At 70.4% G+C, this 19866-nt stretch carries 22 protein-coding genes; 10 read left to right on the top strand and 12 right to left on the bottom strand.

What is annotated here, in order from left to right; genetic code table 11:
• Positions 1–106 precede the first annotated feature (106 nt).
• Both ACFVJQ_RS02995 and ACFVJQ_RS02990 read left to right on the top strand, forming a co-directional pair.
• Complete coding sequence (locus ACFVJQ_RS02995) at positions 107–538, top strand: sec-independent translocase (RefSeq protein WP_385510742.1); 432 nt, start codon at positions 107–109, stop codon at positions 536–538.
• 187 nt (positions 539–725) lie between these two features.
• On the top strand, positions 726–1382 hold the full coding sequence (locus ACFVJQ_RS02990; RefSeq protein ID WP_385510740.1) for a hypothetical protein: 657 nt from the start codon (positions 726–728) through the stop codon (positions 1380–1382).
• Between the two features lie 76 nt (positions 1383–1458).
• Here the strand turns inward: ACFVJQ_RS02990 and ACFVJQ_RS02985 are convergent, their stop codons facing one another.
• From ACFVJQ_RS02985 to ACFVJQ_RS02975, 3 genes are read right to left on the bottom strand one after another with little or no spacing between them, the layout of a single operon-like run.
• Positions 1459–2592: an Mrp/NBP35 family ATP-binding protein gene (locus tag ACFVJQ_RS02985; RefSeq protein ID WP_385510738.1), complete on the bottom strand. Its 1134-nt coding sequence runs from the start codon at positions 2590–2592 to the stop codon at positions 1459–1461.
• A gap of 43 nt (positions 2593–2635) precedes the next feature.
• Positions 2636–3235, bottom strand: coding sequence for a DUF1003 domain-containing protein (locus ACFVJQ_RS02980; protein ID WP_385510737.1), 600 nt, complete (start codon positions 3233–3235; stop codon positions 2636–2638).
• Complete coding sequence (locus tag ACFVJQ_RS02975) at positions 3225–4514, bottom strand: magnesium transporter MgtE N-terminal domain-containing protein (protein ID WP_385510736.1); 1290 nt, start codon at positions 4512–4514, stop codon at positions 3225–3227. Before ACFVJQ_RS02975 ends, ACFVJQ_RS02980 begins: the two co-directional genes overlap by 11 nt.
• A 201-nt stretch (positions 4515–4715) precedes the next feature.
• On the opposite strand from ACFVJQ_RS02975, the gene ACFVJQ_RS02970 reads away from it, so the two are divergent.
• The gene (locus ACFVJQ_RS02970) at positions 4716–5468 is read left to right on the top strand and encodes a hypothetical protein (protein ID WP_385780479.1); all 753 of its coding nucleotides are present in this window, start codon (positions 4716–4718) and stop codon (positions 5466–5468) included.
• Between the two features lie 3 nt (positions 5469–5471).
• Here the strand turns inward: ACFVJQ_RS02970 and ACFVJQ_RS02965 are convergent, their stop codons facing one another.
• Positions 5472–5984, bottom strand: a complete 513-nt coding sequence (locus ACFVJQ_RS02965) for a hypothetical protein (RefSeq protein ID WP_385780476.1) — start codon at positions 5982–5984, stop codon at positions 5472–5474.
• Between the two features lie 22 nt (positions 5985–6006).
• On the bottom strand, positions 6007–7122 hold the full coding sequence (locus ACFVJQ_RS02960) for a magnesium and cobalt transport protein CorA (RefSeq protein WP_385510733.1): 1116 nt from the start codon (positions 7120–7122) through the stop codon (positions 6007–6009).
• 462 nt (positions 7123–7584) lie between these two features.
• Between ACFVJQ_RS02960 and ACFVJQ_RS02955 the strand changes: the two genes are divergently transcribed.
• The 4 genes from ACFVJQ_RS02955 (at position 7585) to ACFVJQ_RS02940 (ending at position 10702) form a co-directional block, all read left to right on the top strand.
• Entirely contained in the window at positions 7585–8169 is a 585-nt protein-coding gene (locus ACFVJQ_RS02955; protein ID WP_385780473.1) for a suppressor of fused domain protein, read from the top strand.
• A 107-nt stretch (positions 8170–8276) separates the two neighbouring features.
• Complete coding sequence (locus tag ACFVJQ_RS02950) at positions 8277–8918, top strand: DUF6758 family protein (protein WP_224738248.1); 642 nt, start codon at positions 8277–8279, stop codon at positions 8916–8918.
• Positions 8919–9182: 264 nt separating this feature from the next.
• Positions 9183–10040 (top strand): PHP domain-containing protein, encoded by an 858-nt coding sequence (locus ACFVJQ_RS02945; RefSeq protein ID WP_385510730.1) that lies wholly within the window; start codon positions 9183–9185, stop codon positions 10038–10040.
• A gap of 56 nt (positions 10041–10096) precedes the next feature.
• Positions 10097–10702: a MarC family protein gene (locus tag ACFVJQ_RS02940; protein WP_129801356.1), complete on the top strand. Its 606-nt coding sequence runs from the start codon at positions 10097–10099 to the stop codon at positions 10700–10702.
• Positions 10703–10786: 84 nt separating this feature from the next.
• Here the strand turns inward: ACFVJQ_RS02940 and ACFVJQ_RS02935 are convergent, their stop codons facing one another.
• The gene (locus tag ACFVJQ_RS02935; protein WP_129801357.1) at positions 10787–10939 is read right to left on the bottom strand and encodes a hypothetical protein; all 153 of its coding nucleotides are present in this window, start codon (positions 10937–10939) and stop codon (positions 10787–10789) included.
• Between the two features lie 216 nt (positions 10940–11155).
• Here ACFVJQ_RS02935 and ACFVJQ_RS02930 point away from each other — a divergent pair, with 216 nt between their 5' ends.
• Complete coding sequence (locus ACFVJQ_RS02930) at positions 11156–12058, top strand: NYN domain-containing protein (RefSeq protein WP_385510963.1); 903 nt, start codon at positions 11156–11158, stop codon at positions 12056–12058.
• On the opposite strand, the gene ACFVJQ_RS02925 is transcribed toward ACFVJQ_RS02930, so the two are convergent.
• Together ACFVJQ_RS02925 and ACFVJQ_RS02920 are read right to left on the bottom strand one after the other, a co-directional pair.
• On the bottom strand, positions 12055–12924 hold the full coding sequence (locus ACFVJQ_RS02925) for an alpha/beta fold hydrolase (RefSeq protein ID WP_385780468.1): 870 nt from the start codon (positions 12922–12924) through the stop codon (positions 12055–12057). The genes ACFVJQ_RS02930 and ACFVJQ_RS02925 overlap by 4 nt on opposite strands.
• A gap of 95 nt (positions 12925–13019) precedes the next feature.
• Positions 13020–15425, bottom strand: a complete 2406-nt coding sequence (locus ACFVJQ_RS02920) for a DEAD/DEAH box helicase (protein ID WP_385780465.1) — start codon at positions 15423–15425, stop codon at positions 13020–13022.
• A 332-nt stretch (positions 15426–15757) separates the two neighbouring features.
• Between ACFVJQ_RS02920 and ACFVJQ_RS02915 the strand changes: the two genes are divergently transcribed.
• Positions 15758–16510 carry a ferritin-like fold-containing protein gene (locus tag ACFVJQ_RS02915; protein WP_224735562.1) on the top strand — a complete coding sequence of 251 codons (753 nt, stop codon included), beginning with the start codon at positions 15758–15760 and terminating at the stop codon, positions 16508–16510.
• A 202-nt stretch (positions 16511–16712) separates the two neighbouring features.
• Here the strand turns inward: ACFVJQ_RS02915 and ACFVJQ_RS02910 are convergent, their stop codons facing one another.
• From ACFVJQ_RS02910 to ACFVJQ_RS02895, 4 genes are all read right to left on the bottom strand, one after another.
• On the bottom strand, positions 16713–16982 hold the full coding sequence (locus tag ACFVJQ_RS02910; RefSeq protein ID WP_385510726.1) for a hypothetical protein: 270 nt from the start codon (positions 16980–16982) through the stop codon (positions 16713–16715).
• Between the two features lie 194 nt (positions 16983–17176).
• A complete protein-coding gene (locus tag ACFVJQ_RS02905; protein ID WP_385510725.1) occupies positions 17177–17404 on the bottom strand; it encodes a DUF3107 domain-containing protein in 228 nt (75 codons plus the stop codon).
• A gap of 150 nt (positions 17405–17554) precedes the next feature.
• Positions 17555–18199, bottom strand: coding sequence for a TetR/AcrR family transcriptional regulator (locus ACFVJQ_RS02900; protein WP_385510723.1), 645 nt, complete (start codon positions 18197–18199; stop codon positions 17555–17557).
• A gap of 195 nt (positions 18200–18394) precedes the next feature.
• Positions 18395–18619 (bottom strand): hypothetical protein, encoded by a 225-nt coding sequence (locus ACFVJQ_RS02895; protein WP_385510722.1) that lies wholly within the window; start codon positions 18617–18619, stop codon positions 18395–18397.
• Between the two features lie 219 nt (positions 18620–18838).
• Between ACFVJQ_RS02895 and ACFVJQ_RS02890 the strand changes: the two genes are divergently transcribed.
• Complete coding sequence (locus tag ACFVJQ_RS02890; RefSeq protein ID WP_385510721.1) at positions 18839–19861, top strand: alpha/beta fold hydrolase; 1023 nt, start codon at positions 18839–18841, stop codon at positions 19859–19861.
• The last annotated feature ends 5 nt before the right edge of the window (positions 19862–19866 follow it).

Raw genomic sequence — 19866 nt, 5'->3', positions numbered from 1 at the left:
CGGAAAACCGCTCACTTACACGCACTCGGGGGTCACGGGACGGTACCGGTCGGACAGGATCGGCGGGTACCGTGGATCCGGCCCGGGACATCGCAAGGAGCTTCAGGTGTTCAATGACATAGGACCGCTAGAGCTGGTGACGCTCATCGTCCTCGCCGTGCTCGTCTTCGGTCCGGACAAGCTCCCGAAGGTCATCCAGGACGTGATGCGCACGGTCCGGAAGATCCGCGAGTTCTCGGAGAGCGCGAAGCAGGACATCCGGCAGGAACTGGGCCCGGAGTTCAAGGACTTCGAGTTCGAGGACCTCAACCCCAAGACGTTCATCCGCAAGCAGCTGGACAACGACGACCTGGGGCTGAAGGAGATCCGCAACGGCTTCGACCTGAAGAAGGAGATGGCCGAGGTCACGGACGCGGTGCAGGGCCGTGACACCGAGACGTCCACCGCCCCGTCGGCTTCCCCGGCTTCCTCGGGCGCCCGCGTGGACATGACGAAGAAGCCCGACGAGCGCCCGCCCTTCGACGCGGACGCCACCTGATCATCCGAGCCCGTATCCCCGCGCCCGCGCGGCCTGAGCGCGTCCCCGGGCGACCCACGCGCCGGGCGCATTCCCTGCGGCCCGCAGCGGTGTGGATATGCTGCCGAGTTGTTGTGCGGACCGGACGAGTACGCCCGAAGGGGGGCGGGCCGCCTGGTCCGACGAGAGCGAGGAGGCGTCCGGGCACATGGAGACGACGAGTCGGGCAGTCGCACAGGCGCCGGCCGCGGAGGGCGGACCACAGCTCCCCTCGGACCGGCGTACGGTCGACGGCTACCTGCGCGCGCCCTTCCCTTGGTACGGCCTCGACGAGGCGTTCACGGGCCCGCGCTGGCTGATGCAGGTTGGTACGACGGCCGACGGGGCCGTGGAGCACGGTTCCATCGGCCACGGTGACGAGCCCTCGGTGCGGGGTGAGACGACGGAGGACCGGGAACGGTTCGCGGTCGTGGTGACCGTCGCGGCCAACCCGGTGCGGCGCAGCGCGGACGGTACGGGGCTGCTGGAGGCCACGTCGGTCTCCTCGGCGGCCTGGCTCGCCGGGGTGGGGCTGCTGTCCTTCACCTGGCCCGCGCAGATGGACCACACCCTGCGGGACGACTGGCTGGAGCAGCAGACGGAGACGGCGTGGGTCCTCGCGGACGATCTCGCCGGCGAGGACTGGTCGACGCTGTCCCTGCCGGTGGACGGCGTTCCCACGTCCTTCCACTATCGGGAGTCCGAGTTCGGGTGGGTGCTCGCGGGGACGACGGAGCAGGGGCTCCACCTGGGGGCGTACGGCCGGGGTATGAGCGCGTACGGGCTGGGCTTCGCCGTGATCAAGGACATCGCGGAGTACGCCTGACAAGGCGACAAGGTGACGAGGTCGGGGCGCCGTCTGCACAGACGGCGCCCCGACCTCGTACCACTTCCGGAAAGTTCTAGAACTTGTTGCGCGGCGTGATGCCCAGCGACATGCCCGACAGGCCCCGCTGCCGGCCACCCAGCTTGCCCGCGATCGAGCGCAGGGCCGCGCCCGCCGGGGAGTCCGGGTCGGTGAGGACCACCGGCTTGCCCTCGTCGCCGCCCTCGCGGAGGCGGACGTCGATGGGGATGTTGCCGAGGACGGGGACGTTCGTGCCCGTGGTGCGGGTGAGGCCGTCCGCCACCGCCTGGCCGCCGCCCGTGCCGAAGACGTCGACCATCTCGCCGCAGTGCGGACAGGGCAGGCCGGACATGTTCTCGACCACGCCGACGATCTTCTGGTGGGTCTGTACGGCGATGGAGCCGGCCCGCTCCGCGACCTCGGCCGCGGCCTGCTGCGGGGTCGTCACGACCAGGATCTCGGCGTTCGGGACCAGCTGGGCCACGGAGATGGCGATGTCGCCGGTGCCCGGCGGAAGGTCCATCAGCAGGACGTCCAGGTCGCCCCAGTAGACGTCCGCCAGGAACTGCTGCAACGCCCGGTGCAGCATCGGGCCGCGCCACACCACGGGCGCGTTGCCCGGCGTGAACATGCCGATGGAGATGACCTTCACACCGTTCGCGGACGGCGGCATGATCATGTTCTCGACCTGGGTGGGACGCCCGTCGGCGCCCAGCATGCGCGGCACGGAGTGGCCGTAGATGTCGGCGTCGACGACACCGACCTTCAGACCGTCCGCCGCCATCGCCGCCGCCAGGTTGACCGTGACGGACGACTTGCCGACGCCGCCCTTGCCGGAGGCGACCGCGTACACGCGGGTCAGCGAGCCCGGCTTGGCGAAGGGAACCTCGCGCTCGGTCTGGCCGCCGCGCAGGGCGGTCGCCAGCTCGCGGCGCTGCTCGTCGCTCATCACGTCGAGCGTCACGTCGACGCGGGTGACGCCCTCGACCCGGGAGACCGCCTCGGTCACCCGCTGGGTGATCGTGTCACGCATGGGGCAGCCGGAGACCGTCAGGTACACGGCGACCGCGACCGTTCCGTCCGCGCCGATCTCCACCGATTTGACCATCCCGAGCTCGGTGATGGGCCGGTTGATCTCGGGGTCGTTCACCGTCGCCAGTGCTTCGCGCACCGCGTCTTCCGTAGCCATAAGGACGATGGTACGGCGCCCGGCGGGGGCCTCGGAAAGTCCGTCAGCAGTCGTCTACGTCACGTATCCCTGATCGTTCTGCCGGGAATACGCGGTGACCGTCGTGGTGTCCGTCCTGCAGCTCCTTGACCAGGTCCTGGAGTTCGGAGCGCATCCAGTCCCGCGTCGCCACCTCCCCGAGGCCGATGCGCAGGGCGGCGATCTCCCGGGTCAGGTACTCGGTGTCCGCGATCGACCGCTCGTTCTGCTTGCGGTCCTGTTCGAGATCGACCCGGGCGCGGTCGTCCTGGCGGTTCTGTGCGAGCAGGATGAGCGGGGCCGCATACGACGCCTGCAGGGACAGGGCGAGCGTGAGGAAGATGAACGGGTACTCGTCGAAGCGCAGAACGCTGGGCACGGACACGTTCCACAGCACCCACACGATGATCACGACGGTCATCCAGGCGAGGAACCGTCCGGTGCCGATGAAGCGCGCGATGCGCTCCGAGAGCCGCCCGAAGGCCTCCGGGTCCCACTCGGGCAGGATCCGGCGCCGGGGCGCGCGCGGCTGGTCCAGGCGGGCGCGGGGGCGCGTGGTCGCCGTGGCGCCCACCGGAATGCGCTCCCGGACGATCTCACGCGCCGGCTCTCGCTCAGGAGCCATGGGCGACCACCCCTTCGCCCTCGTCGAGTTCGAACTCCGTCTCCCGCCAGTCCTCGGGCAGCATGTGGTCCAGTACGTCGTCCACGGTCACCGCGCCCAGCAGCGACCCGGACTCGTCGACGACCGGCGCCGCGACCATGTCGTACGTCGCGAAGAACCCGGCGACCAGGGGCAGCGCCGCGCCCGGGGCGAGGGGCTGCAGGTCGTCGTCGACGAGCGAGCTGACCAGGGTGTACGGGGGGTCGCGCAGCAGCCGCTGGAAGTGGACGGTGCCCAGGTACTTGCCGGTCGGCGTCTCGTCGGGCGGGCGGCAGACGTACACCTGGGCGGCCAGGGCGGGGGAGAGGTCGGGGTTGCGGACCCGGGCGAGGGCGTCGGCGACGGTGGCGTCGGGGCGCAGCACGATCGGTTCGGTGGTCATCAGACCGCCGGCGGTGTGTTCCTCGTACGCCATCAGACGCCGCATGTCGGCCGCGTCGGCGGGCTGCATCAGGCTCAGCAGCCGCTCCTTCTCCTCCTCCGGCAGCTCGGAGAGCAGGTCGGCCGCGTCGTCCGGGTCCATCGCCTCCAGGACGTCGGCGGCACGCTCCTCCTGGAGCTTGCCGAGGATCTCGATCTGGTCGTCCTCCGGGAGCTCTTCGAGGACGTCGGCCAGGCGGTCGTCGTCGAGGGCGGCGGCGACCTCGGCGCGCCGCTTGGGCGAGAGGTGATGCAGGACGTTCGCCAGGTCGGCGGGGCGCAGCTGCTCGAAGGTGGCGAGCAGGCTCTCGGCGCCCTGTCCCTGCTCCTCCAGGGAGAAACCGGTGACGGCGGACCACTCGACGGTCAGCGACTCGCCCTTGGCGCGCCGGAACGCGCCGCCCTTCCGGCCCTTGCGGACGAAGACACGGTCGACCTCCCAGTCGCGGCGGGCCGGCAACTGCTGCACGGACAGATCGAGGACGGTGACCTCCTCACCGGTCTCGACGAGCGTGACGCGCCGGTCGAGGAGTTCACCGAACACGAGTCGCTCCGTGGGACGCTGCTCGAAACGGCGGACGTTGAGCACACCGGTGGTGATGACCTCGCCGGACTCGATGCTGGTCACCCGCGTCATGGGCAGGAATATCCGGCGGCGGGTGACGAGTTCGACGACCAGCCCGAGCAGCCGCGGGGGCCGGCGGCCGACGCGCAGCATGACGACCAGATCCCGCACGCGGCCCACCTGGTCGCCGTTCGGATCGAAGACGGCGACGCCGGACAGGTGCGAGACGAAGATCCGGGGGGCGCCCGCGACCATGGCTGCGCCTCCTTTTCCTACCGTGCGTTGCTTTTGCTCTGTTCTTGTCGAATTGCTCGCTCAGTTGGGCTTCAGGCTAGCCCGTCCCGATCGGATACGCCCTGGTGAGCGGTCCGGACGGACTGGCTCCGCCTGGTGCGCACAGCCCCGGTACGCTGCGGTACGCCGCTCAGGACCCACGTCAGAAAGGCAGCACCACCTGTGACTGCGATGCCCCAGGGCCGTACCCGCCGGACCGCGCTGGCGAGCGCGATGTGCGCACTGGTCGTGACGGGGACGGCGCTGACGGGGTGCAGCGAGGAAGATCCGAACGCGGGCACGAACGGGGTGGGCAAGCTCCCCGCCGCCAAGATCCAGGCCCAGACCCGCACGGCGGCGGAGGCCGCTGCCGCGGTCCGGCTGTCGGGAACGGTCGTCGCCGGCGGGAGCACGTACAAGCTCGACATGCGCCTGAAGTCGGACGGTGGCAGCGGGTCGGTCACCGCGGAGGGGGCGACGTTCAAACTGCTGCGGGTCGGTGAGGAGCTGTTCCTCATGGCGGACGCGGAGTTCTGGCACGACGGGCACGGCAAGGACGACAAGGAGGACACCGCCGCGGCCGACAAACTCGACGGCAAGTACGTCAAGGTGCCGCAGGGCGACCCTTCCTACAAGCGCTTCAGCGGCTTCACCGACAAGGATGTCCTCCTCAAGAGCCTGCTGACCCTGCACGGCTCCCTGGAGACCGACGGCCACCACGAACAGTCCGGCGTCCGCACCATCCGCATCACCGGCGACCGGGGCTCCGGCGGCACGCTGGACGTCTCCCTGGAGGGCAAGCCGTACCCCCTGCGCCTGGTCCGCGCCGGCGGCGCGGGCACCCTCAGCTTCTCCGACTGGGGCAAGGACTTCGCCCTGGAACAGCCGACGAGGGACGAGACGGTGGACTACGGCCAACAGCTGCCGACGTCGTAGCCGCTACTTGCGCCACCGCTTCTTCATCAGCAGCCGCGGCAGCCCCGCAGGGATCGGCTCCCGCGTCGTCGCCGGAGTCGGCAGCGGCTGCTCGGCCAGGGAGCCGTCGGGCAGGGGCTGCGTCGTCCCCGTCGGCTCCAGGCGGAGCACCCGGCACTCGCGCCCCCACCGCTCGGTCATCGCCTCACCGTCGGGTGCGTTGAGCCGCTTGCCCTTCAACTCGGCGACGGCGGCCTCCCACGCCTCGGAACCGGGCGTCAGTTCCACGACCTTCGCCGTCCAGGAGACCAGCCGGCCACCCTTGTCCTTGCTGCGGACGGTCACCTCGGCCGCGGCCCCGTCGGCCAGCCCCGGCAGCGGCTGCTCGCCCGGCCCGTCGCCGACGACACAGGCCGCACCCTCGTGCCACACATGCCACAGGGCGCGGGCCGCAGCACCGGGCCCCTTCACCCAGATGAGGCCGGACTTCTTCGTGGCCTCCTCGACGAGGGCCCTCTCGAGCAGCTCACCAGTCATGGGAGAAGCGTAACGAGGCCGCTCACAGCCATCCGTTGCGCTTCAGCGTCCGGTGGATGCCGAAGCAGATCATCGCCGTGATCCCGAGCACCATCGGGTACCCGAACTTCCAGCGCAGTTCCGGCATGTAATCGAAGTTCATCCCGTACACACCACAGACCATCGTCGGTACGGCGATGATCGCGGCCCAGGAAGTGATCTTGCGCATGTCCTCGTTCTGCGCGACGGACGCCTGCGCGAGGTTGGCCTGGAGAATGGAGTTGAGCAGCTCGTCGAAGCCGGTCACCTGCTCCTGCACCCGGGCCAGGTGGTCGGCGACGTCCCGGAAGTACTTCTGGATGTCGGGGTCGATCAGCCGCATCGGCCGCTCACTGAGCAGCTGCAGCGGCCGCATCAGCGGCGACACCGCCCGCTTGAACTCCATGACCTCGCGCTTGAGCTGGTAGATCTGTCCGGCGTCCGTACCGCGCGGCGTCCCCTTGCGTCCCGGCGAGAACACCTCCGTCTCCACCTCGTCGATGTCGTCCTGCACCGCGTCGGCGACCGCGATGTAGCCGTCCACGACGTGGTCGGCGATCGCGTGCAGCACCGCCGAGGGGCCCTTGGCGAGCAGCTCGGGGTCGTCCTGCAGCCGGTGCCTGAGCGCCCGCAGCGAGCCCTGGCCGCCGTGCCGGACGGTGATGAAGAAGTCCCGGCCGGTGAAGCACATCACCTCGCCGGTCTCGACGACCTGGCTGTTGGCGGTGAGTTCGTCGTGCTCGACGTAGTGGATGGTCTTGAAGACGGTGAACAGGGAGTCGTCGTAGCGCTCCAGCTTCGGCCGCTGGTGCGCCTGGACGGCGTCCTCGACCGCCAGCGGGTGCAGCCCGAACTCACTGGCGATACCGGCGAATTCGGCCTCGGTCGGCTCGTGCAGACCGATCCACACGAAGCCTCCGTCGCGCCGCACCCGGCGCATCGCCTCGTGCGGGGTCAGCGGCCTCGACGACTCGACGCGGGCGCCGTCGCGGTAGATGGCGCAGTCGACGACGGCGGAGGTCGTCCCGGGGTCGCGCGTGGTGTCGTACGCCCCGGTGTCCTTGCGCAGCACCGGACGCGACGGACGGACCGCAGCTCGGAGGTCGCGGATCATCGACATGGCAGGCTCCTTCGCAACGAGCAGCGAAAGTCCGCTGCGACGGGTGGAACTGCCCGGAATGGGGACGTCCTGACTTGCGGGATGTTTGGCACGTCCACAAAGCGGGGAGCACCGCACCGTCGCGGTGGTGACCTTCGTTGCTGATTCAGCTGCTGATGCAGGTCAGACAGATCAGGCAAAGCGAAACGAAGTGCTCTTCCGCGTGGAGATACGCAACGAGAGGTGGCAGCCGGCAGAGCCAGAGCTACGTCAGCGGTCGGAAGAGCGGGTGGTACTGCACGGTCGACTTCGGTCCATTGCAGCCCCACCTCCTCCGGCCGGTCCCTCGTAAGGGAGTGTCGTCGGCGTCGGGACTTGACCGCGACGCTTCTGCGTGCTGCCCCGAACCTGGCCAAGAGTATCAGCCGACTGCAGTGTCAAGGCGCTCGTTTGCCCGGTCCTGACGAGTTCTATGCTCGCTGCATGGCTGATGTTCTCCCTTTGGTCGAGGCCCGGTTGCGCACCGCGCTGGGTGAACCGGACGCGCGCGCCGCGGTCACCTTCCTCGGCACCGACCGCATCGAGGTGCTGCGTTTCCAGGAGGGGGACGTCGTCCGTTACGCCACGCTCGGCATGTCCGCCCAGCCCATGGCCGACCCCACCGCGGTACTCGCCGACCCGGTCAAGGGGCCCCGCGCCGAGCTGGTCCTCTCCGTGCGGTCCGGTGTCGCCGACACCGACAAGGTGCTCCGTCCACTCGCCGTGCTCGCCGCGTCTCCGCAGGTCGAGGGCGTGGTCGTGGCACCCGGTGCCTCGCTCGACGTCGGCGAGCCGCTGTGGCCCGGCGCCCCGTTCACCTCCGTCCTGGTGGCCGAGCCCGGTGGGCTGGTCGAGGATCTGGAGCTGGACGCGCCCCTCGATCCCGTACGGTTCCTGCCCCTGCTGCCCATGACTCCCAACGAGGCCGCGTGGAAGCGGGTGCACGGCGCGCAGGCCCTCCAGGAGCGGTGGCTGACACAGGGGACGGACCTCAGGGACCCGGTCCGCAAGTCCGTCGCACTGGACTGAATCCGGAGTGAGGAAGCTCACCCAACCCCTTTTCCCGGCCCGGGCGTTCCGCCCGGACGGGTGATCGTCCTTGACGTGGCGCAGTCGGGGTAGGACCGTGGAGCCCTATGAGGGGCGAACCCAGTTGCCCGAAGTGTGGTGGCCGGGTCAGGGCTCCCGGACTCTTCGCCGATTCCTGGCAGTGCGATGTCCACGGCACCGTGCATCCGCTGCAGCCCGTGATCCCGCCCAGCGTCGAGGCCCTCAGTGTCGTGGTGCATCGCACGCAGGTACCGGTGTGGATGCCGTGGCCGCTACCGGTCGGCTGGCTGTTCACGGGCGTGGCCTGCGCCGGTGACGACCGAAGCGGCGGCCGCGCCACGGCCGTGGCCTGCTCCGGACCCGGCCCGCTCGGCGGCATAGGCGAACTGATCCTGGTCGCCGAGGAGCTCGGCGTCGGCCTTGGCGCGCGGTACGCGGGCATCGACGGGCCGGACCCGGGGCCGTACATGGACGTCGGCAAGCCGCCCCAGGCCAAGGTGCTGGCCGCCGGCCGCCCCACTCCGCTCTGGCATGTCTCCGGCAGTCCGGCCGACCGTGCGGTCTTCGCGGGCGAGGCGCGCGGGCTCTGGCTGTGGGCAGTCGTCTGGCCCGAGCAGTCGGGGCTGTTGATGTACGACGAGCTGGTGCTGACGGATGTGCGGGACGCGGGGGCCGAGGTGGACCTGGTGCCGTGCGGGGCGTTGTCGCCGCGCTTGCTTCAGCCGTAGGGGGGGTGAGGTTCGGGGTGCGTTGAGGGCGGTGGCCGGGTGCGGGTTTGTCGTGGCTGGTCGCTCCCCCACTCTCGGCTTCGCTCGAGCGGGGGACCCCCATCGCGGCGGAGCCGCACATCGACACAGCCCCGCGCCCCTGCTCGGCGACTGACAGCCGTCTGTAGGGGGCGAACCGGTGTTGCGGTTATGACACGGTCATGCCTGCTGACCCGCTATCCTTGGGGCGTCCCTGCCGTCCCGTCATCGCCTGGAGTCCGCGTCGTGCGCATAGATCTGCACACCCACTCCACCGCTTCCGACGGTACGGACACCCCGGCCGAGCTCGTGCGTAATGCCGCCGCGGCCGGACTGGACGTCGTTGCGCTGACCGACCATGACACCACCCGCGGGCATGCCGAGGCGATCGCCGCGCTGCCGGAGGGGCTCACCCTTGTCACCGGCGCCGAGCTGTCCTGCCGTATCGACGGCATCAGCATGCACATGCTCGCCTACCTCTTCGACGCCGAGGAGCCCACGCTGCTCGCCGAGCGCGAGCTGGTGCGCGACGACCGGGTGCCGCGGGCCAAGGGCATGATCGCCAAGCTGAACGAGCTGGGCGTGCCGGTCACCTGGGAGCAGGTCGCCCGGATCGCCGGTGACGGCTCGGTCGGCCGGCCGCACGTTGCTTCCGCGTTGGTCGAGCTGGGTGTCGTACCGACCGTGGGCGACGCGTTCACGCAGGACTGGCTGGCCGACGGCGGGCGGGCCTTCGTGGAGAAGCACGAGACCGACCCCTTCGAGGCGATCCGGCTGATCAAGGGTGCGGGTGGCGTGGCGGTGTTCGCGCATCCCGGCGCCGCCAAGCGGGGGCGTACGGTGCCGGAATCGGCGATCGTCGAGATGGCCGCCGCCGGGCTCGACGGCATCGAGGTCGACCACATGGACCACGACCCGGACACCCGGGCGCGGCTGCGCGGGCTGGCCAAGGAGCTGGGGCTGCTGGTCACCGGTTCCAGCGACTACCACGGCAGCCGCAAGACCGTCTCGCTGGGCGAGTACGCGACCGACCCCGAGGTGTACGGGGAGATCACCCGGAGGGCGACCGGGGCGTTCCCGGTGCCGGGGACCGGCGGGGCCTGAGGCGCACCACCCCCACGCTCACGTCCGTTCACTTCTCGCAAGGCCTGTACTTCCCCATGTTCGACGTTGCCGTCTTCGGCTCTCTCTTTCTGACCCTTTTTGTCATCATGGATCCCCCTGGGATCACCCCGATCTTCCTCGCCCTGACCGCGGGGCGGCCCGCCAAGGTGCAGAAGCGGATGGCGTTCCAGGCCGTCTGTGTGGCCGGTGGTGTCATCACCGTCTTCGGGGTGCTCGGGCACCAGATCCTCAACTACCTGCATGTGTCGGTGCCCGCGCTGATGATCGCCGGCGGGCTGCTGCTCCTGTTGATCGCGCTCGACCTGCTCACCGGCAAGACGGACGAGCCCAAGCAGACCAAGGACGTCAACGTCGCCCTCGTACCGCTGGGCATGCCGTTGCTGGCGGGACCCGGTGCGATCGTGTCGGTCATCCTGGCCGTGCAGAAGGCGGACAGCGTCGGCACGCAGGTGTCGGTGTGGTCCGCCATCCTCGCCATCCATGTCGTCCTGTGGCTGGTGATGCGCTACTCCCTGGTGATCATCCGGATCATCAAGGACGGCGGTGTCGTCCTCGTGACGCGGCTCGCGGGGATGATGCTCTCCGCGATCGCCGTGCAGCAGATCATCAACGGGGTCACCCAGGTCATCCAGGGCAGCTAGGTGTGCTGACGGCCCCGGCGGCAACAGCAGGGCCCCGTACGGTGTGACCGTACGGGGCCCTGAAGCTTGGATGGATGATCCGCGTTATGAAGCCGAGGTGTCGGCCGGACGGATCCACAGTCGCTGTCCGATGGCGGCGGCTTGCTGAACGATCCGGTTGACGGAGGCGGCGTCCACGACGGTCGTGTCCACGGGCGTGCCGTCCACGTCGTCGAGTCGCATGATTTCGAAGCGCATGGCTTCTCCCTTCGTCTGGTCATCCTCCTGAGGAGAACTACTGATGGAGAGCCCATGGGGCGGATGTGCCCCGGGTTCCATAGGAATGGAACAGCACGCTTGTTACAAACATTCCCTACGCTAAAGAAAATTTTCGAACGGCTAATTACTGTCCGGTAAGCCGCTGGTTCGAGACTAACCGGGACTGGTTGTGTTCGCAGCGTGACCAGCGGGACAATGGAGTCAATGAACGACGACCTCGCGGCCCTGTCCGCCCGTATCGACCGCACGAACGAGCTGCTGCAGCGCATGCTCGCCGAAGTGGCGAAGACACCCTCGACCCACGCCATTTTCGTCGACGCCGGGTATCTGTACGCGGCCGCGGGACGGCTGGTCGCCGGCACCGAGGACCGGCGGGCCTTCGACCTCGACGCCGAAGGGCTGATCGACGCGCTCATCGACCGGGCCCGCACGGTCTTCGCGGACAGCCGGCTGCTGCGGGTCTACTGGTACGACGGCGCCCGGCGCCGTATTCACACCGCCGAGCAGCAGTCCATCGCCGAACTGCCCGACGTGAAGGTCCGCCTGGGCAACCTCAATGCCAACAACCAGCAAAAGGGCGTCGATTCACTGATCCGGACCGACCTGGAGTCCCTCGCCCGGCACCGCGCCATCAGCGACGCGGCCCTCCTCGGCGGCGACGAGGACCTGGTGTCGGCGGTCGAGGCGGCGCAGGGATACGGCGCGCGGGTGCACCTGTGGGGTATCGAGGCGCCCGAGGGCCGCAACCAGGCGGACCCCCTCCTCTGGGAGGTCGACAGCCAGCGCACCCTCGACCTTGAATTCTTCAAGCCGTACGTCTCCCGGCGCACCGCCGCCTACGAGGCCACCGGCGCCGCCCGGCCCACCCGGGAGGACGTCCGCTTCGTCGGCGCGCAGATCGCGGCGAAGTGGCTGGCCGCGCGAGGGCGGGAGGCCCTGGTGGAACTGCTGCCCGGCCACCCGTATCTCCCCGGCTCCGTGGACCAGGACCTGCTGGTGGAGGCGGAGAGCATCCTTCAGTACTCGCTGCGCGGCCAGGCGGACCTGCGCCGGTCACTGCGGGACGGGTTCTGGAACCACCTGCAGACGCAGTACTAACGGGGCACGCGGTCCCAGAAGTCGGCGATCGCGCGGGCCGTCGGCAGGGGCTGGTCCGCGTTCGGTGAGTGCTCGGCGCCCTCCACGACCGTGCGGTGCGCATCCAGTCGTGCGGCCATGTCGTCCAGCAGCGGCACCGGCCAGGTGTCGTCGTGTGCACCCGACAGAACGTGGAACGGCAGCGGAACCGCGGCGAGTTCGGCGACCAGGTCCGGCTCCGTGCACAACTGGCGGCCCGTCGCCATGAGTTGGGCCGGTTTGTTGCCGAGCCAGCGGCGGCGCAGCAGTTCCGGACCGCCGAGGCCACGGGCCGGCCCGCCGACCTCCTCCGGTGGGCCCATGGCCTGGATCGCCTCCCACACCTCGGTCATGTTCATCACGGCGAGCGCGTCCCGCAGCAGCTTCACGCGCTGCTGCTGGGAGACGGAGATCTGCGCCGGGCCCGACGCCATGAGGGTGAGCGAGACGAAGGGGGAGTGGTCGAGCAGGACCGCGGCCCGGGCGATCTGCCCGCCCAGAGAGTGCCCGAGGAGATGCACCGGCGTGCCGACGGCCTCGGCCTGGGCAAGCACGTCCCGCGCCAACTCGGGCTGCGTGTACGCCGATTCGTCGTCCGTCGGCCCGTCCGACTCGAACTGCCCCCGCCCGTCCACGGCCACCGTCCGGTACCCGCGCTCCGCGAGCGGCCCTTGCATCAGACGGAAGTCCTCCTTGCTGCCGGTGAAACCGGGCAGCAGCAACGCCGTTCCCTTGTGCTCGACGCTGGGTGCCACGGGCATGTCGACGACGGCGAAGTCCCCGCGCGCGGTGCGCAGGGAGCAGGCGCGGGCGCCGGGGGGCGGGGCGAGGTGGGCGGGATCGGTCACGGGGTGAGGGTAGCGGGCGGGGGTGTATCAGGGGCGTCAGAATGCCGACGGCCCGGCCCCACCTGAGGTGGGACCGGGCCGTCGTACTGCGGTGATCAGCTGTCCGCGGACTCCACAGCGGCCGCCGCCTTACGAGTGCGACGGCGCGGCTTGGTCTCCGGCTCCTGCGTCGCCTGCGCCGGAATCTCGGCAGTCATCTCCGGGACGGAGGCGGCCGCCTTGCGGGTACGGCGCACCTTCGGCTTCGCTTCGGTGCCCTCGGCGGTGTCGACGGTGGCTGTGGCGGTCGCCGTGGCCTTGCGGGTGCGCTTCGGCTTGGCCTCCGTGCCTTCGGCGGTGTCGACGGCAGCCTCGGCGGCGGTCGCCGTGGCCTTGCGGGTGCGCTTGGGCTTGGCGTCGGCGTCGTCCGTGGTGGTGGTCGCCTTGCGGGTGCGCTTCGGCTTGGCCTCCGTGCCTTCCGCGGTGTCGACCGCTGCCTCGGCGGTCGCCGTGGCCTTGCGGGTGCGGCGCGGCTTGGGCTCCGCCTCCGGTGCCGGTGCAGTCTCGGCGGTCTCCGCGGGCTCGGCCGTCTTGCGCGTACGGTGGCGGGGCTTGGCCTCCGTGCCTTCGGCGGTGTCGACGGCAGTCTCGGCGGCGGTCGCCGTGGCCTTGCGGGTGCGGCGGCGCGGCTGGGGCTCCTGCGTCTCCGGGGCGGTCGCAGGGGTCGCCTCGGCCGTGTCGACCGCTGCCTCGACGGGAGCGGCCTCCACCGACTTGCGGGTGCGGCGGCGCGGCTTCTCCGGCGTCTCGGGGGCGTCCACGGTGGCCGGGCCCTCGGCCGTCGCCACGGCGGTCTCCGCCGCCTCCGGCGCCGTGGGCTCGGCCGCTGCTATGGCCGGCGCCTCCGCCGGGGCGCCGCTACGGGTGCGGCGCCGACGGCGCAGGGTGCGCGGCGCGGCGGCCTCCTCGGCGGGGGTGTCCGTCTCCGGCGTGACCCCGGTGGTCTCGGTCGCGTCCAACGGGGTCCCGCCGCGCGTACGGCGGCGGCGGCGCGGCGTACGGGAGGGACGCTCGCGGTCGGCGGAACGGGACTCGTCCCGGCCACCCCGGCCACCGCGACCGCGCGGACCGCGGCCGCCCGGCTCGCCCAGGTCCTCCAGCTCCTCCGCGTCGAGCCCGGCGCGCGTACGCTCCGAGCGCGGCAGGACACCCTTGGTGCCCTCGGGAATGCTGAGGTCGGCGAACAGGTGCGGGGACGTCGAGTACGTCTCCGGCGGGTCGTTGAAGTCCAGCTCCAGCGCCTTGTTGATCAGCTGCCAGCGCGGGATGTCGTCCCAGTCGACCAGAGTGATCGCCGTACCGGACGCGCCCGCGCGGCCCGTACGGCCGATGCGGTGCAGGTACGTCTTCTCGTCCTCGGGGGACTGGTAGTTGATGACGTGCGTCACGCCCTCGACGTCGATGCCGCGGGCGGCGACGTCGGTGCAGACAAGGACGTCGACCTTGCCGTTGCGGAAGGCGCGCAGCGCCTGCTCGCGGGCGCCCTGGCCGAGGTCGCCGTGGACCGCGCCGGAGGCGAAGCCGCGCTGCTTGAGCTGGTCGGCGAGGTCGGCCGCGGTGCGCTTGGTGCGGCAGAAGACCATGGCCAGTCCGCGGCCGTCGGCCTGGAGTATGCGGGCGACCATCTCGGGCTTGTCCATGTTGTGCGCGCGGTAGACGTGCTGCGAGATGTTCGCGACCGTCACGCCCTCGTCGTCCGGCGCGGTGGCGCGGATGTGCGTGGGCTGCGACATGTAGCGACGGGCCAGGCCGATCACCGCGCCGGGCATCGTCGCCGAGAACAGCATCGTCTGGCGGCGCGCCGGAAGCATGTTGATGATCTTCTCGACGTCGGGCAGGAAGCCCAGGTCGAGCATCTCGTCGGCCTCGTCGAGGACCAGGCACCTGACGTGGTTCAGGTTGAGCTTCTTCTGGCCGGCCAGGTCCAGCAGCCGGCCCGGGGTGCCGACGACCACGTCGACGCCCTTCTTCAGGGCCTCGACCTGCGGCTCGTACGCTCGGCCGCCGTAGATCGCGGTGACGCGCACGTTGCGCACCTTGCCTGCGGTCAGCAGGTCGTTGGTGACCTGCGTGCACAGCTCGCGCGTGGGGACGACGACCAGGGCCTGTGGTGCGTCGGTGAGCGCCTCGGGCTTGGCGCGGCCGGCCTCGACGTCGACGGGAACGGTGACGCGCTCGAGGAGCGGAAGGCCAAAGCCCAGCGTCTTTCCGGTGCCGGTCTTGGCCTGGCCGATGACATCCGTGCCGGAGAGGGCGACGGGGAGGGTCATCTCCTGGATGGGGAACGGGGTGACGATGCCGACGGCTTCCAGGGCCTCGGCGGTCTCGGGGAGGATCCCGAGCTCTCGGAACGTCGTAGTCAGGGTGCTGCCTCTTCTGTGTGTGCGGTGCGAGGCGAGCGCGGGGGTCGTGTCTGACCGTGCCGGGGACGTCGGCTGCCGCGGGGGCGAGCCGTAGGACACGGGACCTCTGCCAACGCTCAAGAGCCTGCGTACCGCTGAGGGCCCCTCCGATCGTCGTACGCACACTTGCGTACGGTCAGGGAGGGCTGTCGGGTCGGAGCCGATCGGGCCACCGACCGGGCATCCTCATACGTGCGGCCTGTCGAGGTACGACAAATTGGGCGTCGTACCAGCAGGCGCATTACCACCATACCCCGGATTCGCGCACATGCGATGGCCGATTCGGTCACGTAGTCGTCGTCACACCCGTGGACGCAGTCCTTCGCGTCGTCGTGGTCACACTGACTGACCAGGGACTTCCTCCGCGCGGCAAGCGGGCTATTGTGCGCTTCATGACGACCTCTGACAAGCCTGACAACGCCGCCGAGACCCCCGACGCCGCCGAACACACCGGGGTCGCCGCCCAGGACTGGGCGACCGCCTCCGCCGATCCGCAGTACCGGGCCGCGGTCGTGGACCTGCTCGGTGCGCTCGCTTACGGGGAACTCGCGGCGTTCGAGCGGCTCGCGGAGGACGCCAAGCTGGCGCCGACGCTGGAGGACAAGGCGGAGCTGGCGAAGATGGCGTCGGCCGAGTTCCACCACTTCGAGCGGCTGCGCGACCGGCTCACGGAGATCGGCGAGGAGCCGACGGCGGCCATGGAGCCGTTCGTCGCCGCGCTGGACGGCTTCCACAAGCAGACCGCGCCCTCGGACTGGCTGGAGGGGCTCGTCAAGGCCTACGTCGGCGACTCGATCGCCAGCGACTTCTACCGCGAGGTCGCCGTACGGCTGGACTCCGACACCCGCTCCCTGGTGCTCGCCGTGCTCGACGACACCGGGCACGCCGGCTTCGCCGTCGACCGGGTGCGCGCGGCCATCGACGCCGACCCGCGGGTGGGCGGGCGGCTCGCGCTGTGGGCGCGCCGGCTCATGGGCGAGGCCCTGTCGCAGTCCCAGCGGGTGGTCGCGGAGCGGGACGCGCTGTCCACGATGCTCGTGGGCGGTGTCGCCGACGGCTTCGACCTCGCCGAGGTCGGCAGGATGTTCTCCCGCATCACCGAGGCACACACCAAGCGGATGGCGGCACTGGGGCTCGCTGCCTGAGCGCTCCGCTGGAAGTCCGGTACGCCATCCGCGGGTGCGTCGTGGCTGGTCGCTCCCCCACTCTCGGCTTCGCTCGAGCGGGGGGACCCCCATCGCGGCGGAGCCGCATATCGAAACAGCCCCGCGCCCCTTTGGGCGTTGCCGAACCCCGCGCTCTAGGTGTGAGGTCGCCCGCGCCCGCGACGGCGGCCTCGGCGGCTGCTCACGCCGTCGCCGAGCGTCGGCGGAGTCTTCCCGCCGGGCGCAGCAGCAGCGACAGGGAGGCGACGGAGAGGATCGCCGCGCCGACCAGGATCGGCAGGAAACCGCCGGCCTCCAGTGCGCTGTGGGTGACGAAGGCGCCGAAGAGGGCTCCGGCGACGCCGGTCGACAGGACGAGCGGGCGGGCGGGAAGGCGATGCGGCAGGCGCACGGCGTAGACCCATGCGAGGGCCAGGCCGAGGATCGCGGAGCTGAGCGCTTCCAGGAGCATGTCAAGGTCCTCCCACACGGCCGGCCTGCCCGAAACAGTCGTAGCCCGTCTTACCCCTGACCTGCGGAATCCAATCCACTCCTGTGAGCGAGATGTGCTCCGTTCGTGGAGGCGGACGGAGAGCGGAAACGACAGGGCCCGGCGGCTTGCAGAAGCCGCCGGGCCCTGTCGTTCGCGTCTGTCCGCAGCGTCCGCTACAGCGCGCCGAAGCCCACCTTGCGCGGGGCCGGTTCGCCGAGCTCGACGTAGGCGAGACGGTCGGCCGGGACCAGGACCTTGCGGCCGTGCTCGTCCACAAGGCTGAGCAGCGTTGACTTCCCGGCCAGCGCCTCGGCCACCACGCGCTCGACCTCCTCGGAACTCTGACCGCTCTCCAGAACGATCTCGCGCGGCGCGTGCTGAACGCCGATCTTGACCTCCACGGCTATGTCCCTCCGAACGGTCAGTGAAGTGCGCGGGCGTCCGCGCCGTACCAGCACACATTAGCCCGGCGAGGGGACGCGCACCCTCCGCGCAAGAACGCCAGGAGCGAACAGCGCACGGGAACAAAACGTCCCGCCCGCCGGCCGGTCTCAGTGCTGCTGCTCGTTGCCGTGCAGTGGGAAGCCCGCGATACCACGCCAGGCCAGCGAGGCCAGCAGCTGAACCGCCTGGTCGCGCGGGACGCTGCGGTCGCTGTGCAACCAGGAACGGGCCACCACCTGGGCGAGGCCGCCGAGGCCGGAGGCGAGCAGCATCGACTCGGCGCGCGACAGCCCGGTGTCCTCGGCGATCACGTCGCAGATCGCCTCTGCGCACTCGTTCGTGACCTTGTCGACGCGCTCGCGGACGGCGGGCTCGTTCGTCAGGTCCGACTCGAAGACCAGGCGGAAGGCGCCGCCGTCGTCCTCGACGTACGCGAAGTACGCGTCCATCGTGGCTCGTACGCGCTGCTTGTTGTCGGTCGTCGACGCGAGCGCGCCCCGTACGGACTGGATCAGGGACTCGCAGTGCTGGTCCAGCAGGGCCAGGTAGAGGTCGAGCTTGCCCGGGAAGTGCTGGTACAGCACCGGCTTGCTGACGCCCGCGCGCTCGGCGATGTCGTCCATCGCGGCCGCGTGGTAGCCCTGGGCCACGAAGACTTCCTGGGCGGCGCCCAGAAGCTGGTTCCGACGGGCACGGCGCGGCAGGCGCGTACCCCGCGGGCGTGCCGCCTCTGTCTGCTCGATGGCTGTCACGCCGCCTCCCAAAATCGTCCACATGCGGTGTGCGCCGCGCGGCCATCGTACTTTTCGGTAACCGTGACGTGCGCGCTGAGAGCGCAGAATTTCACGGACCGGACGGCTACGAAAGCCGCATAGAAGGTTTCGAACGGGTGCAGAGCGGGCAAAAGTGCGCCTCGTTCCTCCTCAAGCGCCGGGTGTCCGCACGGGTCACCGGTAGTCGTCCTCGTCGAGGGAGACGACCCGGGCCTGCTCCACGAGGTCGGCCTCGTTGGCCCGGGCGGGGTCGACGCCGGTCAGCGGGTCGTCGCGGTCCGGGGTGACGTCCGCGTGCTGCTCGGCCGCGTCGACATCGGGGGCCTCGACGTCGTACTCCAGGGCTTCCTCAGTGTCCTCGTCCTCGAAGGTCTCGGGATCGGTCGGGTCAATGGCCATGGTGGGCTCCCTTTCTACGAACGTCCCTGGAAGAAGCAGGGGCCACACGCGGGTGCCCTCTCTACGAGCCTAGGAGACACCCGATCCGGACGCTATGCGATCCGCGTCCGGAACGTCACGCGCTGCGTATCCGCCGGTCTGTGTAGATACGGTGCCGTCCTGCGTGTCTGTGACGGCGAACACATGAACCACGACGTGATCACCTCGTAACATTGCCGCATGTCTTCGACCGAGCTGCCGTATGTGCCCAGCGCCAACGTGCTCCCGAAGGTGGCGCCCGTCAGGGTCGCGGAGGGCGAGCGGCTGCGATCGGTCCAACTGCCCGGCATCACACTCACGGTGCGTTCGAGGCCTCCCGCGCGGGAGGGGCTGCCGCCGGCGCTCTACGTCCACGGCCTCGGCGGTTCCTCGCAGAACTGGTCGGCGCTGATGGAACTGCTCGACGCGGACGTCGACTGCGAGGCCGTCGACCTGCCGGGCTTCGGCGACTCCCCGCCACCGGACGACGGCGACTACTCGGTCACCGCGCACGCGCGCGCGGTCATCCGTTACCTCGACGCCTCCGACCGTGGTCCGGTGCACCTTTTCGGCAACTCCATGGGCGGCGCGGTCACCACCCGCGTCGCCGCCGTCCGGCCCGATCTCGTCCGGACGCTCACGCTGGTGTCGCCCGCCCTGCCGGAGATCCGGATCCAGCGCACCGCCGTCCCAACCGCACTGCTGGCAGTGCCCGGCGTGGTCTCGCTCTTCACCCGGTTCACCACCGGCTGGACGGCGGAACAGCGGGTCCGGGGCGTTGTGACGCTCTGCTACGGCGACCCCGGGCGGGTGTCGCACGAGGGTTTTCGCAACGCCGTGGAGGAGATGGAACGGCGCCTGCAACTGCCGTACTTCTGGGACGCGATGGCGCGCTCCGCGCGCGGGATCGTCAACGCGTACACCCTGGGCGGCCAGCACGGGCTGTGGCGCCAGGCCGAACGCGTCCTCGCCCCCACACTCCTCGTCTACGGCGGCCGGGACCAGCTCGTCCGCTTCCGTATGGCCCAGAAGGCCGCCCGCACCTTCCGCGACTCCCGGCTTCTGACCCTCCCGGACGCCGGGCATGTGGCGATGATGGAGTACCCGGAGACGGTGGCGAAGGCGTTCCGTGAGCTCCTTGCGGAGACGGGGTCCGACGGCGCGCCCCCAGGGGCGTCCCGGACGTCCGCCGACGGGGCCGAGCCCGCGAGCACGGGGAGCTGAGGCGC

Origin of the sequence: Streptomyces sp. NPDC127197, assembly GCF_042672405.1 — a bacterium.
GTDB classification, from domain to species: Bacteria; Actinomycetota; Actinomycetes; order Streptomycetales; family Streptomycetaceae; genus Streptomyces; species Streptomyces flavusporus.
This window is presented reverse-complemented; position numbering and strand designations above follow the sequence as displayed.